The sequence below is a fragment of the Streptomyces sp. NPDC102283 genome (assembly GCF_044766265.1).
In the GTDB taxonomy this organism is placed as follows: Bacteria; Actinomycetota; Actinomycetes; order Streptomycetales; family Streptomycetaceae; genus Streptomyces.
In genome coordinates this window covers 366,181-379,618 of the sequence record NZ_JBIWLQ010000006.1, presented here as the reverse complement: position 1 = coordinate 379,618, position 13,438 = coordinate 366,181, and the positions used below count along the sequence as shown (strand labels likewise).

Below are 13,438 nucleotides of genomic sequence, written 5' to 3'. Positions count from 1 at the left end.
GCAAAGGGGGACTGTGTGGCACGGGATTACGACAGTCAGCTGCTGGAATCGGTGGGGGTACGCCGCCGCAGAACGCGGGACGCTCTGCTCTTCGGCGTGGGGCGCGCACGGCGCACCGCCGACGAGCGGCTCGGGAAGGTATTCGCGGGCATCGCCATCACCGCCGTGCTCTGCGCCGGGTACGTCGAGCGCCGGCCTCACCAAGATCAGCGACGTCATGGCCGGCCTCAGGGGCACGGGCAGCGTCGAGATCCCGACGCTGCCGCCAGGCGCGATCACCCTGCCGGACGGCGGGTTCAAACTCGCGGACGGCACTCTGCACCTTCCCGAGGGTGCGACCGTCCCTGAGGCCGCGTTCACCATCCCGAGGAACTCGGTCAAGCTCCCGGAGGGAGCGGAGATCCCCGCCGGAGCGATCGACCTCGGCGACGGCGTGGTCCACCTCCCCGAAGGTATGACCCCGCCCGCAGGATCCCTACCGATCCAGGAAGGCGCCCTCAAACTCCCCGTCTTCAAAGGCACCGACAAGGACGGCAACATCGTCCACGTGGACCGCGAGGGCAACATCCTCGGGAAAGACGGCACGCTCAAGCAGCACCACACCGCCTCTCAACACGAGAACCCACCCGCAGGCAGCTTCGCGCCTGCCGAACAACTGACGCCGGCAGGTCACGGGCGGGGGGATCACCGCCGAGGGTGTCGGCCACGAGAGGCCGGCACACAATCTGGACGACGCAAACGGCGACGCGCACCGCGGAGGCGGCTCATCAGCCCCACCGTCGGGGCCCTATGGGCCAGAGGGCCCCGAAACGCAGGCGGGGGGCCACGGTGGCGGCAGCCCGGCGGCCTTCGATCCACCGCGTGGATTCTGATCCGGAGAATTCAGGAGATTGCCGACCATGCTGATGCGCGCGCCCAGCGAGAGTGGCTCGTGGTCCTGGAACCTGGAGGACGTCACGAAGCCTGGTCCGGAGTTCGCGCTCGTGACTGCGGCACGCATGAGCGGGGTGCTGGAGAAGCACGGCCTGCTGGTGCCGTCCTCACTTGAGTGGGCCTGGTTCGAGACCGGCAGGGGCGGCCTCGGTGTCCACAGCCGCCTGGACCTCGGCACGCGTTCGCTCGACGATCCTGCGTTGCCCGATGCGCTCCGCGCCTGTCGGCCGACCGGTCACCCGCGGGCAGAGATCGGCGGAATCCTCGTGCTCGGCTCGGGCGCCTGGTTCAACGCGGACGGGGAACGGCACAGGGAACACCGTCTGGTGGAACTCATGGTGGCGCCGGACGAGACGGACCTCTGGGTCGAACTGTCCGTGTACCACGATGTCTGGGGTCCGTGCGATTTCCGGGGCGAGCCGCATCCAGCCATCCACGCCGCCAACGCGCCGCGGCTCGCATCGGCCCTCCAGGAGCTTGTTCAGGTGCTCGGAGCCGAGGCGGAACCGGGAGAGCCGACGTACTACGGTCGAGCGGAGGGATACGGGCTGAAGGCGCCCGAGATGATTGACGGGCGGGGCCCGGACCTCACCGACGCAGTGCTCGGCTAGGCACCCGATCCGGCCCCCATCTCCCTTCGGCCAACCTCTGCACGAGATCAGAAGTGCCCTGTACTGGTCCGCGCTCCGCCACCGACACCGACACCCACGTGACGTGCGATGCCACCGCTTCCGCCGACGCGCGCGGCTCCTGAACCCCTCAGCCCAGCAGGCCCCCGAAGCGGACCGCCGACGGCGTCACGCCCAGGCTCGACTCGCCGAAGGAGACGCTGCCCTTCGTGACCGGGCCCGTGCGGCTGCCCTTGAGGAGCCAGACGCCTCCCTGGTTGGTGTTCTCCCCGGGGGCCGCCACCGCGAGCGTGGCCGGTACGCCCTTGGCCGGGGCCACCACGTGGACCTCGCCGCCGAACGCGTCACCCTGCTCGTCGGCTCCGGGGACGTTCGCCGTCGACTGGCCGATCACCTTCGTGTCGGCTCCCGTGATGCCCGAGGCGCGGCCCTTGAAGACCAGGACCCCGCCGGCGTCCTTGGCCGTGCCCACGTCCTCGCCCGGCAGGCCCACGACGACCTCGCCGTAGCCGTCGCCGTCCAGGTCCCCCACCGAGGCGCTCGCGCCCAGGTCGTCGCCCGCCTCGTCCGCACCCGGCACACCTGTGGTGTCCTGGGTGATCCACTTCGGCTTCACCGCGGTGTTCTGGCCCTTGGGGCCGCCGAGGACGACCGCCACCGCGCCGCCCTTGCTCGGGAAGTCCAGGTCGCTGTCCCCGCCGGTGGGCCGGCGGGTGAAGACCAGGTCCGGGTAGGCGTCGCCGTTGACCGAACCGACTGTCACCGTGGAGTGCTGCAGGTACGTCCCCGGCGCGGTGACGATGGGCGTGTAGGTGAAGCCCGTACCCGTCGACAGGTACAGCGACCGCCCGCCGCAGTCCGGCTCGTCGTCGCAGCCACTGCTCACCAGCAGGTCGTCCTTGCCGTCGTTGTTCATGTCCACGACCTGCACTCGCTCGAAGACGGTGACGCCGTCGGCGGTGAGCGCCGTGCGCGTGCTGCCGACCGATCCGTCCGCGCCGATGTTCTCGTCCAGCACGATCTTTCCGACCCACTCGGTGCGGTCGATGCCGGCCGCGTCCGTCCGGCCGTCGCCGTCGAAGTCGCCCAGCGCGTATCCCTGGCCCCGGAACTCGACGGCCCGGGTGCCGAGGCCGCTCTTGCCGCCGAACAGGATGGCCTTCGGGCCGCTGCCCGGCGAGACCAGCAGGTCGGTGTACCCGTCGCGGTCGATGTCCGCGGGCGTTCCCGCCCCGAAGCGGGCGTTCGCGGCGGCCGTGCCGGGGATCCCGGACGTGTTCTGGTTGATCACCCGGTGGCGGGCGGGGCTGATGCCCTTCGCGTCGCCCGGATAGACCACCAGGTACCCGGCCTTCTTGAGACCGGACACGGTCCCGTCGGGCACCGAGGCGTACATGTCCTCGTATCCGTCCCCGTTGAAGTCCACCTGCTGACGCTCGGCGGAGACCGGTGCGGCCGCCACCGCCGTACCGGAGAAGGCCGGTGCGGCCGCCGTAGCCGCGAGCGTCACGAAGATCGCCGACGCGGTGCGGAGTCGAGAAGTCTTCATCGTTGTTTCATCCCCCAGATGTGCTCACGTGAGCACGTGCTCACGTGCTTAGGAAGACCATCCACACCCCGAATGGTTGTGCACTCCGGAACCAGCCCGATCTCCTTGCGCGCGAGGATGGCTCCAGAGCCTTCTCCTTGCGTTATCGGCAAGCTTGCGTGCATCTCGCGCAAGGATCCGTACGCTCGATCTCATGGCTCACGAACACCAGCACCAGCACCAGCACCAGCACCAGCACCAGCACCAGCACGGACATGCGGCTCACTCCCACGGTTCCGACGCGACGCCGAACGGCCTCCCCGAGATCCTCGACCTCGACGCCGCGCTCTTCGCGCCCCACCTGACCGCACTCACCGGGCGCATCGCCTGCCTGGCCGGTGACGACGTCCGGAGGATCGTCGACCTCGGCTCGGGCACCGGGACCGGCACGTTCGCCCTGTTGGAGCGGTTCCCGACCGCCCGGGTGACCGCTGTCGACAGCTCCCCCGAGATGCTGGAGCGCCTCGCCTCGGCGGCCCGGGACCGGGGGCTCGGCGACCGCGTGCGCACGCTGGAGGCCGACGCCGGTACGGGGCTGCCCGGGGTCGTCGACGCCGACCTCGTCTGGGCGTCCGCGTCCCTGCACCACCTGGACGATCCCGCCACCGCCCTGGCCGGCATCCGCGCCGCGCTGCGTCCCGGCGGGCTGCTGGCCGTAGCGGAGGTGGACGGGATGCCGACCTTCCTGCCCGAGGACGGGGAGCCGGGCGCGCTGGAGCGCCGCTGCCGCCAGGCCCTCGACGGCCTGCATGCCGAGCAGTTGCCGCACCGGGGCGCCGACTGGGGCTCCCTGCTGACGGCCGCCGGCTTCTCCGTCGAGCAGGAGCGCGCCGAGCCGTGGGAGCTGCGCGCCCCGCTGCCCGAGGGGGCCGGCCGGTACGCCTATCTCGTCTTCGAGCGCATCCGCGGCAACCTGGTCGGGCGCATCTCGCCGGCGGACCTGGCCGCGCTCGACCGGCTCATCGGCGGCGGGCCCGAGGACGTACGCCACCGGGACGACCTCGTGGTGCGGTCGATCCGTGAGACGTGGATGGCCCGCCGCCCCGCCTGATGCCTGATGCCGGGGCCGGTCCCGGTCCGGCCCCGGCATCAGGCCCCGGTCAGGCCTCAGACCGTGCGCAGCTCCCATCCCCGGGCCGTTCGCGTGACCTCGCGGAAGCCGTGGCGGTGCAGGGCGTCGATCTCGTCGACGTCCTCGGGGTACGCGCAGGTGATGAGACGGTCGATGCCGCAGGGAGTCAGCCAGTCCCGGGCTTGGGCGAGCAGCCGGGCGAGAGTCTTCTCGGCCTCCTCCGGGGCGTCGGTGACCAGGTCGACATCGGCCAACTCCGCCAACCCGCCTCCACGGCCGACACGTTCGGGGCGGTCGAGCGTGGTGTCCAGCTCCAGGTGGCCCAGCACGCGGTCACCGGCGAGGGCGGTGAAGCGGGTACCGAGGGAGCCGAGCGTCCGCAGCAGGGTCGGACCTTCCCGCCCGGCCTGCTCACCGGTGTCGGGAAGGCCGCTCACATCGGCAAGCAGCAGCACCTCCGTGGCGCCCGTGTGCACGAAACCAGCCCGCTCCAGCGCTGAGCGGACGTGCGGCCAGGCGGCGGGTACGCCGTACACCCCCGGGCAGGGAAGCGTTCCGTCGGCGTGGACGCTGCGCGCCCGCCACCGGGTGGCGGTCGCCAGGCACGCGGAGAGCAGGAGGTCCGCCGCGTCCGAGGAGACGGTGTCGCCGTCGCCGTCGCCGGGGTGGTGCACGACCCAGGGGATGGCCGCGGCTCCCCGGTAGTCGGGGCCGACGTCCGGCTCGTCGCGGTAGCGGTGCAGATGGGCCGCCGCGACGACGCGGCCGCGGTGCTCGGTCACGAGCGTGAGGCGCTCCGCGACCCACGGATCGACGATGTACTCGTCGGGCCGGGACTCAAGGCTGCTCAGGACAGTGTTGACCGACGTGCTGACGCCGGGAAGCACCGCGGCGACATGGCGGTTCACCAGGTCGGTCAGCTGGTGGCGGTCACTGCGGCGGAAGGTGCGCACGGCAGGTGAAAAGGACATGGCGATCCTCTGGAGTGGAGTGAGGGAAGACCGCCATGCGATGCGGCACACCGCGACGCTAACAGATGCGTGGAAGGTGCCACCGGCCCGTCTGCGACGGCTTCCGCGGAGCGGTGCGCTCCGTTCACGTGGTGACCGCGACGACCGTTCCCGCCGAGACCGCCGCCACGGTCCGCATCACCGCGGCGTTCACCGCTTCCGCGCCCCAACTGCTCTGCTCCAGTTCCTTCGCCCGCGTGTAGACCTTGCCGGACCACGGGATGGAGCGGTGCAGGGTCGGCAGTGTGCCGCTCGCGGAGAGCAGTCCGACCAGTGCCGCCGTACGGGCGTCGGGTTCCGCTCCGTCGATCAGGACGGCCCGGACCCTCTCCACCAAGGCCTTCTTGTACCCGGTGTCCGCGACCGTCGTCGACGTCGTACGGAACAGGCCCAGCGTCTTCTTGGTCTCCTGGCGCAGCGCGCCGCGCTCGACGAGCCGGTCGAGGACCGCCTCCCGCGTGACCACCCCCGTACCGATCTCGATCAGCAGCGTCTGTACGCCGCGCACGCGCTCCCCGACCTTCGCGTGGGCGGCCCGGAGCAGCGGATCGAACGGCGCACGGCCGGCCACGGCGTGGACCTTGACGCCGTTCAGCCCCTGGTCGTCCTCGTCGGCCCTGATCCGGCCGCCGAGGCCCAGCTCGACGAGGGCCGCGCCGCCCAGCGTGTAGTACAGCGTGCCCGCCCCCGCGATGGCTCCGGACCTGTCGTCCATCATCAGCAGCGTCAGGTCCTCGACGATGAGCGTCTCGTTCTCGGTCTGCATGGTCATGTCCCACCGTCGGCGTCGGATGAACCCGGCTCTCTCCTCTCAAGCCTGCCCCGCGAGGAGCGGGCGGGGCGGTGTGGGCTGTCACCTCTGTTCATGACAGACGTCATGAACAGAGGCCGTGCGGGGTCCGGCGGTCGTTGTGGTCTCGATGAGTTTTCCCGCCCGCCTCGGTCCTACTGGTGGAGGGCAACAGCCCCCTCCTCATCGAAAGCTCCCGGACAGGCGGTATCCACGATGACCGAAACGATGAACAAGCAGTTCACCGCGATCCTGCGGAAGAGCCCGGAGAAGGGTGGCTGGACCTACGTCGTGTGGCCCGGGTCGGCCGAGTTCTTCGGCACCCGCGGCCTGGTGAAGGTCCGGGGCACCATCGACGGTCACCCGTTCCGCAGTTCGTTCATGGCCCTGGGCGACGGCACGCACAAGCTGCCGGTGAAGGCGGACGTACGCAAGGCGATCGGCAAGGAGGAAGGGGACAGCGTGACCGTCGTCCTGGAGGAGCGGGTGGACGCTTGACCTCCGGATCGATCGCCCTGTCGTGGCAGCGGCGATCACCGCAGCGGTGCCGAACCGCGCCCCACGATCCGCCGCTACATTGGCTGCCGGGCGGGCAGCCGGGTTGAGCCGGGACGGCTGAGCCAGGACGGCTGGGCCAGGACGACGGATGAGGAGCGACGCGTGCGATTCGCGCTGGAAGCACTGCTGGTCGACGTGCCGGACGAGCAGGCCGCCGAGGCTCGCGCCTTCTACCGGTCGAGGGTGGCCGGCCGTGGGCCCGCCTCGTACGAGGAGCTGGAGGAGGCCCGCGCGAAGAAGCCCACTCCTCGTGCCGCCGTTCCGCCCGCCGCCGAAGAGACGGTCGAAGCCGCCGGCGTACGGGTCCCTGTCCGGATCTTCCTCCCCGCCGGCGGCCCGCCCCGGGCCGTCTACCTGGGCATCCACGGCGGCGGCTTCTACATGGGCTCAGCAGCACAGGGCGACGAACGCCACCGCGAACTCGCGGACGCGCTCCAGATCGCCGTCGTCGGCGTCGACTACCGGCTCGCGCCCGAGCACCCCTGGCCTGCCGCGCCCGACGACTGCGCGGCGGTCGCGCTCTGGCTCGTCGAGGAGGCCGAGGCCCGCTTCGGGACCTCCCGGCTCGCGATCGGCGGAAGCTCGGCCGGGGCCACCCTCGCCCTGGCGACCTTGCTCCGGCTGCGGGACCGGGGCGTCGTCGAGCGGTTCGTCGGGGCCGCGCTCCGCTTCGGTACGTGGGACCTGAGCGCGGGAACCCCGGGCGGCCGCCTCATCGCCGACGAGTACTTCCTCCAGGCGTACGCCGGCCACGTGGCCGACCGCACCCTTCCCGACATCTCGCCCCTCTACGCCGACCTGAGCGGGCTTCCCCCGACGCTGCTGGTCGTGGGCAGCGAGGACATCCTGCTGGAGGACAACCTGACGCTGGCCGGTCGGTTGTCGGCGGCCGGCAACGACGTGGAGCTGCGCGTCTATCCCGACGCGCCCCACGGCTTCACCGGCCACCCCACCGCGCTGGCCGCGACCGCGCTCGAAGGCATCCACTCCTGGCTGCGCGACAGGATCAGTCGCCCCTGACCCGGGCGTGCAGATGCATGTCGTGCCGGCCGTCGTCATGCACGGCCGCGTTGCGCTTGGTGCCCTCCAGGCGGTAGCCGGCCTTCGTGGCGACCCCGCACGAGGCGTGGTTGCGCGTCGAGTGGTCCAACTCCAGGCGGTGGAAGCCGATGTCGTCCAGCGCCCACGCGCTGACCGCCGCGAGTGCGCGGGTGGCGACCCCCGCGCCGCGTGCGTCCGGGAGCACCCAGTACGCCGCGTTCGCGACGCCGTCGTCGAAGTCCAGGCCGCGCAGCGCCATCCGGCCGAGCACCTCGCCGCTGTCGCGGGCGACGGCCCAGTGGCAGCCCTTCTCCCGCTCCCAGTCCCGGCGGTAGCCGTCGAACCACTCCCGGACCCGGTCCTCGGTCGAGGGCCGGTGCGTGTGCCAGCGGCGGGTCTCCTCGTCCTCGTACGCGGAGAGGAAAGCCGCCGCGTCCCTCCGCTCCCAGGGGCGCAGCAGCAGGCCGTCGCCGCCGCTTACCGGGAGCACGGGTTGCGGAGCACCGGCGAGGCAGCCGGAGATCATCGTGGGCGGTGTCGACAGGACGCGGGTCATGGCTCCCATTCTCCTTACGCTTCCCGCGTGAACACGTTCCACGGCGGTAACGGCCGATACCTGGAGATGACCAACGGCGGCACGGCGGTGTTCGTGAATGTGCTGATGCTCGCCGTGTCCACGCTCGCCCACGACCCGTGGGACTTCCGGTTCGCCGCTCTGCTGACGCTCCAGGACCAGAGCCTCATGGGGCGCGGGGTGGTCGGCTTCGGCCTGGCGGACCTGGACTGGGGGGACACTCCGCAGGAGCGGGCCGCGGCGAAGGACTTCCTGCTCCGCGTCCTCGATCTGGCGCTCTCCCGCCACCGATGGGAGGAACTGACGTACGAGCCTCCCCGCGCCGAGGGCTACCTGCGCACGTACCGGTCGATGCTGGAGGAGTTCGACCCTGCGACAGCGAAGGCCGACGCGGCTGCTCTGCCCGGGCCGGAGAAAGCCGCGATGGCCTCGTGCGTACGTCACCGGGTGCTGGACGGGTCGCCGTTCTGGGACGTGTGCGTGTTCTGCTCGGCCGGGGTCTGAGTGCCCGTGTCCCGCCCTCTCAGGAGCGTCCGCCGCGCTGCCAGCGCTGCGCCCCGAGGAGCGTGGGTCCGCCCGAGAGCCGGTCCGCGAACGGCTGGACCAGGTGCCGTGCCTCGTCCGGGAGCGCCTGTACGGCCGCGACCACTCCCGTCGTGCGGGCCCCCTCGTCGTCGACCAGAACCGCCACGAAGCTCAGTCGCCCGTCCGGCTCCGCGCCCAGCAGCCCCTGCTCGACCGGGCCCGAGGCACGGTCCTGCGCAGGCCACCGGGCGGTGATCAGCGTGTACGGGGCGTCCGCCGCCGGTTCGCGGCGCAGCAGCACCACCGTCGCGTCCGCCGTGAACGCCCGGTAGAGACGGGCCTTCCAGAACGGCTCCTCGGTCGCGAACCGTTCGGCGGCCGCACGGTCCGCGACGTCGACGACGTGGACGCTCCCATTGCTGTAGACCCCCGCAACACCTCCCGGCGGTGTCCCGAATGCGGGCACACCGACAAGGAGAACCGGCCCACACAGGAGAAGTTCCACTGCGTCTCGTGCGGCCACTCAGCGCACGCGGACACGGTGGGCGCCCTGAACGTTCTACGGGCCGGGCTGGTCCGTCGCAACGCCGACCAGGCATAGCGAGAAGCCCCCTCGTTCACGAGGGGGAGGAGTCACGTAGGACCAGTGCTCCTCGGACAGCTCCATCAACTGGTCGGCCACATCCGGCTGGTCCTGGGCGTGAACGTAGAACGGCATGCCGCGACCGTACCGGAGCGGTCCCGGCCGGCCGCTCACGCCTCACGCCTCACGGCCGCAGCCGGACCAGCCCCGGGCCTGACGGGTGACCGGGCTCGAAAGCATCGGGAATCCCCAGCCTCAGGCCCCGGCTCCGGGCGACCCGGTGGACGTCCCGCAGGGAGTGCGCCAGAGCGGCGGCGACGTGGCGGAGCTGGACGCTCGTGGACCCGTCGTCCGCGACCATGTCGTCCGCGTGGTCCAGGAGTTCGTACGCCATGCCGAGCTGCATGGCCTCGACCCGGTCGGCCGTACGCGAGACCTGCCCGTCGCCGTCGCCGACCACGTAGCAGGGCCTGCCTTCCGTTCCGGTCCAGGGAAGCAGGCGTGCGGCGTTCTGGGGCTGTTCGTTCATGGGGGCGCCAACTCCGTGCGCGGTGGGGGTGAATTCTTCGCTGCGTAGCGATCCACTCACAGAGTGCGAGCGACGCGGCTAGGCTCGCCAGGGGGTTCGGGGTGACATCGCGCTCGTCGCACGGGAGTTGGCTGTGAGTAATACCTATGGCACATGGTTGAAGGCTCAGCGGGAGGCGGTCGGGCTGACGCAGCAGCAGGTTGCGGACATGGCGATCATGACGCGGTCGCATATCTCGCACATCGAGGCAGGGCGTCGCATGCCGAGCGAGGAGGACGCCCTGCGGCTGGACAAAGCGCTGGGCACAGGGGATGTGCTGACCACTTTCCGGCCCCAGGCAGATGACCGTTCCGTCGCGGAACGATTCAAGGCTGCTCGGAAACTTGAGGAACAGGCGACGTTCATCCGCGAGTTCGCCATCGCCTATTTTCCCGGAATCCTCCAGACACCCCGGTACGCGGATGCGGTGCTGGGCACAGCATTTCCGCCGTACAGCGATGAGGAACGTGACAAGGCCGTCGTCTCACGACTGGAGAGGGCCAAGATCCTGGAGCGTCCCACGTCGCCCGTAGTCTGGGCGGTGCTGGATGAAGCTGTCCTCCGGCGCGTGGCGGGGAGTGCGGACATCATGGCGGAACAGATCATGCATGTGGTGCGTCTGACCGAGCATGGCCGAATCCGCGCCCATGTACTGCCTCTGGGCGGTCCCATCTGCAATCTGCACCAGAGCATGGTGACGCTGATGCACTTCGAGGATCAGCCACCAGTGGCGTACTCCGAAGGCACGCAGGTGGCCAAGGTGCACGATGCACCGCACTTGGTCGAGCGGATCGAGGCCGCCTACGCTCTGGCCATGAGCGACGCGCTGTCCCTCCCCGAGTCGCTGAACGTGCTCAGGGCAGCGGCGAAGGAGTACGGATACCGTGAGTGAAGGCACCAACCTGCTCGCCACATGGCGGAAGTCGACCTACAGCGGCCCGGACAAGGACAGCTGCCTGGAAGTCCACGACCACCACCCCACCGCCGTCCCCGTCCGCGACTCCAAGGTCCCCGGCGGGCCCGCCCTGCTCATCCCCGCCGCCGGGTGGACCTCCTTCGTGGACGCGGTCAAGCGCGGGGCCCTTTCCGCCTGACCCGAGAGACAAGCGGAAAGGGCCCGGGGCTCACTCCCCCACGTACTCCGCCAGGTGCTCGCCCGTCAGCGTGGAGCGGTCGGCGACCAGGTCCGCCGGGGTGCCCTCGAAGACGATCTGCCCGCCGTCGTGGCCGGCGCCGGGGCCGAGGTCGATGATCCAGTCGGCGTGGGCCATCACCGCCTGGTGGTGCTCGATGACGATCACCGACTTTCCGGAGTCGACCAGCCGGTCCAGCAGGCCGAGGAGCTGTTCCACGTCCGCCAGGTGCAGGCCGGTGGTCGGCTCGTCGAGTACGTAGACGCCGCCCTTGTCGGCCATGTGCGTGGCCAGCTTCAGGCGTTGGCGTTCGCCGCCGGACAGGGTGGTGAGCGGCTGGCCGAGGCTCAGGTAGCCGAGGCCGACGTCCACGAGTCGGTCGAGGATCTTGTGTGCGGCCGGGATGGCCGCCTCGCCGGAGGCGAAGAACTCCTCGGCCTGGGCGACCGACATCGCGAGGACCTCGCTGATGTCACGGCCGCCCAGGTGGTAGTCGAGGACCGAGGCCTGGAACCGCTTGCCCTCGCAGTCCTCGCAGGGGCTGGAGACGCTCGCCATCATGCCGAGGTCGGTGAAGATGACGCCCGCGCCGTTGCAGGTGGGGCAGGCGCCCTCGGAGTTGGCGCTGAACAGGGCGGGCTTCACGCCGTTGGCCTTGGCGAAGGCCTTGCGGATCGGCTCCAGGAGTCCCGTGTACGTCGCCGGGTTGCTGCGGCGGGAACCCTTGATGGGGCTCTGGTCGACCGAGATGACGTTCTCGCCCGCCGGGATCGAGCCGTGGACGAGCGAGCTCTTTCCGGAGCCCGCCACTCCGGTGATGACGGTGAGCACGCCGAGCGGGATGTCGACATCGACGTCCCGGAGGTTGTGCGAGGTCGCGCCGCGGATCTCCAGCGCCCCGGTGGACTTGCGCACCTCCTCCTTGAGCACGGCCCGGTCGTCGAGGTGGCGGCCGGTGACCGTGTCGGAGGCGCGGAGTCCTTCGAGGGTGCCCTCGAAGCAGACCGTGCCGCCCGCCGTACCGGCCCCGGGGCCGAGGTCGACCACGTGGTCGGCGATGGCGATGGCCTCCGGCTTGTGCTCCACGACCAGGACCGTGTTGCCCTTGTCGCGCAGGCGCAGCAGCAGGTCGTTCATGCGCCGGATGTCGTGCGGGTGCAGGCCGATGGTCGGCTCGTCGAAGACGTAGGTGACGTCGGTGAGCGAGGAGCCGAGGTGGCGGATCATCTTGACGCGCTGGGCCTCGCCGCCGGACAGGGTGCCGGAGGGACGGTCCAGGGCGAGGTAGCCGAGGCCGATCTCCACGAAGGAGTCCAGGGTCTGCTGGAGGGCTTCGAGGAGCGGGGCGACCGAGGGTTCGTCCAGGCCGCGGACCCATTCCGCGAGGTCGCGGATCTCCATCGCGCAGGCGTCGGCGATCGAGATCTTGTTGATCTTCGAGGAGCGGGCGCCCTCGGTGAGCCGGGTCCCCTCGCACTCGGGGCAGGTGGCGAAGGTGACCGCCCGGTCGACGAACTCCCGGATGTGGGGCTGCATCGACTCGCGGTCCTTGGACAGGAACGACTTCTGGATCTTGGGAATCAGCCCCTCGAAGGTGAGGGTGGAGCCCTCGACCTTCACCTTGGTCGGCTCCCGGTAGAGGAAGTCCTGCATCTCCTTCTTGGTGAACTTGGCGATCGGCTTGTTCGGGTCGAGGAAGCCTGAGTCCGCGTAGATCCGCACGGTCCACCAGCTGTCCGACTTCCAGCCGGGGATGGTGAACGCGCCCTCGGCGATCGACTTGGAGTCGTCGTAGAGCTGGGTGAGATCGATGTCGGAGACCGAGCCGCGGCCCTCGCAGCGGTTGCACATGCCGCCGGTACGGCTGAAGGTCGCCTTGACCGCCTTCTTGTTGCCGCGCTCGACGGTGATCGCGCCGCTCGCCGTCACCGAGGGGACGTTGAAGGCGAACGCGCCGGGCGGGCCGATGTGCGGCTCGCCCAGCCGGCTGAAGAGGATGCGCAGCATGGCGTTGGCGTCGGTGGCGGTGCCGACCGTGGAGCGGGGGTCGCTGCCCATCCGCTGCTGGTCGACGATGATCGCGGTCGTCAGCCCGTCGAGGACGTCGACGTCGGGTCGCGCCTGCGTGGGCATGAAGCCCTGGACGAAGGCGGGGTAGGTCTCGTTGATCAGCCGCTGGGACTCCGCGGCGATCGTGGCGAAGACGAGCGAGCTCTTGCCCGAGCCGGAGACCCCGGTGAACACCGTCAGCCGGCGCTTCGGGAGCTCGATGCTGACGTCCTTCAGGTTGTTCTCCCGCGCGCCGTGCACGCGGATCAGGTCGTGGCTGTCGGCAGCGTGCGGCGCGGGCGGCTGCTGGGTCTTCGTTCGCGGAGCCATGCTCGTCGTCTCTCCATTACTGGTGCGCGGAGCCTGCTGGTGCGGGGGCCCTGCT

At 70.6% G+C, this 13,438-nt stretch carries 15 protein-coding genes and 1 pseudogene; 8 read left to right on the top strand and 8 right to left on the bottom strand.

Features of this window, described 5'->3' with window-relative positions; genetic code table 11:
* The first annotated feature begins 899 nt into the window (after positions 1-899).
* Complete coding sequence (locus tag ACIRJT_RS15160; RefSeq protein ID WP_403908801.1) at positions 900-1,544, top strand: hypothetical protein; 645 nt, start codon at positions 900-902, stop codon at positions 1,542-1,544.
* Between the two features lie 148 nt (positions 1,545-1,692).
* Here ACIRJT_RS15160 and ACIRJT_RS15155 read toward each other — a convergent pair whose 3' ends face one another.
* On the bottom strand, positions 1,693-3,111 hold the full coding sequence (locus tag ACIRJT_RS15155) for an FG-GAP and VCBS repeat-containing protein (RefSeq protein WP_403908798.1): 1,419 nt from the start codon (positions 3,109-3,111) through the stop codon (positions 1,693-1,695).
* 193 nt (positions 3,112-3,304) lie between these two features.
* On the opposite strand from ACIRJT_RS15155, the gene ACIRJT_RS15150 reads away from it, so the two are divergent.
* The gene (locus tag ACIRJT_RS15150) at positions 3,305-4,201 is read left to right on the top strand and encodes a class I SAM-dependent methyltransferase (RefSeq protein ID WP_403908795.1); all 897 of its coding nucleotides are present in this window, start codon (positions 3,305-3,307) and stop codon (positions 4,199-4,201) included.
* A 56-nt stretch (positions 4,202-4,257) separates the two neighbouring features.
* Here ACIRJT_RS15150 and ACIRJT_RS15145 read toward each other — a convergent pair whose 3' ends face one another.
* Positions 4,258-5,193 (bottom strand): N-acetyltransferase, encoded by a 936-nt coding sequence (locus ACIRJT_RS15145; protein ID WP_403908792.1) that lies wholly within the window; start codon positions 5,191-5,193, stop codon positions 4,258-4,260.
* Between the two features lie 124 nt (positions 5,194-5,317).
* Positions 5,318-6,004: a GPP34 family phosphoprotein gene (locus ACIRJT_RS15140; protein WP_403908789.1), complete on the bottom strand. Its 687-nt coding sequence runs from the start codon at positions 6,002-6,004 to the stop codon at positions 5,318-5,320.
* A gap of 246 nt (positions 6,005-6,250) precedes the next feature.
* Here ACIRJT_RS15140 and ACIRJT_RS15135 point away from each other — a divergent pair, with 246 nt between their 5' ends.
* A complete protein-coding gene (locus ACIRJT_RS15135; protein ID WP_403908972.1) occupies positions 6,251-6,520 on the top strand; it encodes a DUF1905 domain-containing protein in 270 nt (89 codons plus the stop codon).
* A gap of 162 nt (positions 6,521-6,682) precedes the next feature.
* Positions 6,683-7,600: an alpha/beta hydrolase gene (locus ACIRJT_RS15130; RefSeq protein ID WP_403908786.1), complete on the top strand. Its 918-nt coding sequence runs from the start codon at positions 6,683-6,685 to the stop codon at positions 7,598-7,600.
* Here ACIRJT_RS15130 and ACIRJT_RS15125 read toward each other — a convergent pair.
* Entirely contained in the window at positions 7,587-8,177 is a 591-nt protein-coding gene (locus ACIRJT_RS15125) for a GNAT family N-acetyltransferase (RefSeq protein WP_403908783.1), read from the bottom strand. The two genes, ACIRJT_RS15130 and ACIRJT_RS15125, sit on opposite strands and share 14 nt — an antisense overlap.
* A gap of 27 nt (positions 8,178-8,204) precedes the next feature.
* On the opposite strand from ACIRJT_RS15125, the gene ACIRJT_RS15120 reads away from it, so the two are divergent.
* Positions 8,205-8,699 carry a hypothetical protein gene (locus ACIRJT_RS15120; protein ID WP_403908780.1) on the top strand — a complete coding sequence of 165 codons (495 nt, stop codon included), beginning with the start codon at positions 8,205-8,207 and terminating at the stop codon, positions 8,697-8,699.
* Positions 8,700-8,718: 19 nt separating this feature from the next.
* Here ACIRJT_RS15120 and ACIRJT_RS15115 read toward each other — a convergent pair whose 3' ends face one another.
* Entirely contained in the window at positions 8,719-9,186 is a 468-nt protein-coding gene (locus ACIRJT_RS15115; RefSeq protein WP_403908777.1) for a hypothetical protein, read from the bottom strand.
* On the opposite strand from ACIRJT_RS15115, the pseudogene ACIRJT_RS15110 reads away from it, so the two are divergent.
* Positions 9,136-9,321, top strand: a pseudogene (locus tag ACIRJT_RS15110) (zinc ribbon domain-containing protein); the annotation flags it as partial. The gene ACIRJT_RS15115 and the pseudogene ACIRJT_RS15110 overlap by 51 nt on opposite strands.
* On the opposite strand, the gene ACIRJT_RS15105 reads toward ACIRJT_RS15110, so the two are convergent.
* Positions 9,280-9,438 (bottom strand): hypothetical protein, encoded by a 159-nt coding sequence (locus ACIRJT_RS15105; protein WP_403908975.1) that lies wholly within the window; start codon positions 9,436-9,438, stop codon positions 9,280-9,282. The pseudogene ACIRJT_RS15110 and the gene ACIRJT_RS15105 overlap by 42 nt on opposite strands.
* 49 nt (positions 9,439-9,487) lie before the next feature.
* Positions 9,488-9,832 carry a hypothetical protein gene (locus ACIRJT_RS15100; RefSeq protein ID WP_403908775.1) on the bottom strand — a complete coding sequence of 115 codons (345 nt, stop codon included), beginning with the start codon at positions 9,830-9,832 and terminating at the stop codon, positions 9,488-9,490.
* 133 nt (positions 9,833-9,965) lie between these two features.
* On the opposite strand from ACIRJT_RS15100, the gene ACIRJT_RS15095 reads away from it, so the two are divergent.
* Together ACIRJT_RS15095 and ACIRJT_RS15090 are read left to right on the top strand one after the other, a co-directional pair.
* Complete coding sequence (locus tag ACIRJT_RS15095; RefSeq protein ID WP_403908772.1) at positions 9,966-10,763, top strand: helix-turn-helix domain-containing protein; 798 nt, start codon at positions 9,966-9,968, stop codon at positions 10,761-10,763.
* Complete coding sequence (locus tag ACIRJT_RS15090; RefSeq protein WP_403908770.1) at positions 10,756-10,965, top strand: DUF397 domain-containing protein; 210 nt, start codon at positions 10,756-10,758, stop codon at positions 10,963-10,965. The genes ACIRJT_RS15095 and ACIRJT_RS15090 overlap by 8 nt, the downstream gene beginning before the upstream one ends.
* A gap of 30 nt (positions 10,966-10,995) precedes the next feature.
* Here the strand turns inward: ACIRJT_RS15090 and ACIRJT_RS15085 are convergent, their stop codons facing one another.
* The gene (locus tag ACIRJT_RS15085) at positions 10,996-13,383 is read right to left on the bottom strand and encodes an ATP-binding cassette domain-containing protein (RefSeq protein ID WP_403908767.1); all 2,388 of its coding nucleotides are present in this window, start codon (positions 13,381-13,383) and stop codon (positions 10,996-10,998) included.
* Positions 13,384-13,438: the final 55 nt, after the last annotated feature.

Excerpts from the sequence above, each read along its gene's own strand:
- ACIRJT_RS15100 (WP_403908775.1), bottom strand. The coding sequence starts at position 9,832 with ATGAACGAACAGCCCCAGAACGCCGCACGCCTGCTTCCCTGGACCGGA.
- ACIRJT_RS15105 (WP_403908975.1), bottom strand. The coding sequence starts at position 9,438 with ATGCCGTTCTACGTTCACGCCCAGGACCAGCCGGATGTGGCCGACCAG.
- ACIRJT_RS15140 (WP_403908789.1), bottom strand. The coding sequence starts at position 6,004 with ATGACCATGCAGACCGAGAACGAGACGCTCATCGTCGAGGACCTGACG.
- ACIRJT_RS15150 (WP_403908795.1), top strand. The coding sequence starts at position 3,305 with ATGGCTCACGAACACCAGCACCAGCACCAGCACCAGCACCAGCACCAG.
- ACIRJT_RS15135 (WP_403908972.1), top strand. The coding sequence starts at position 6,251 with ATGAACAAGCAGTTCACCGCGATCCTGCGGAAGAGCCCGGAGAAGGGT.
- ACIRJT_RS15155 (WP_403908798.1), bottom strand. The coding sequence starts at position 3,111 with ATGAAGACTTCTCGACTCCGCACCGCGTCGGCGATCTTCGTGACGCTC.
- ACIRJT_RS15160 (WP_403908801.1), top strand. The coding sequence starts at position 900 with ATGCTGATGCGCGCGCCCAGCGAGAGTGGCTCGTGGTCCTGGAACCTG.
- ACIRJT_RS15145 (WP_403908792.1), bottom strand. The coding sequence starts at position 5,193 with ATGTCCTTTTCACCTGCCGTGCGCACCTTCCGCCGCAGTGACCGCCAC.
- ACIRJT_RS15125 (WP_403908783.1), bottom strand. The coding sequence starts at position 8,177 with ATGACCCGCGTCCTGTCGACACCGCCCACGATGATCTCCGGCTGCCTC.
- ACIRJT_RS15085 (WP_403908767.1), bottom strand. The coding sequence starts at position 13,383 with ATGGCTCCGCGAACGAAGACCCAGCAGCCGCCCGCGCCGCACGCTGCC.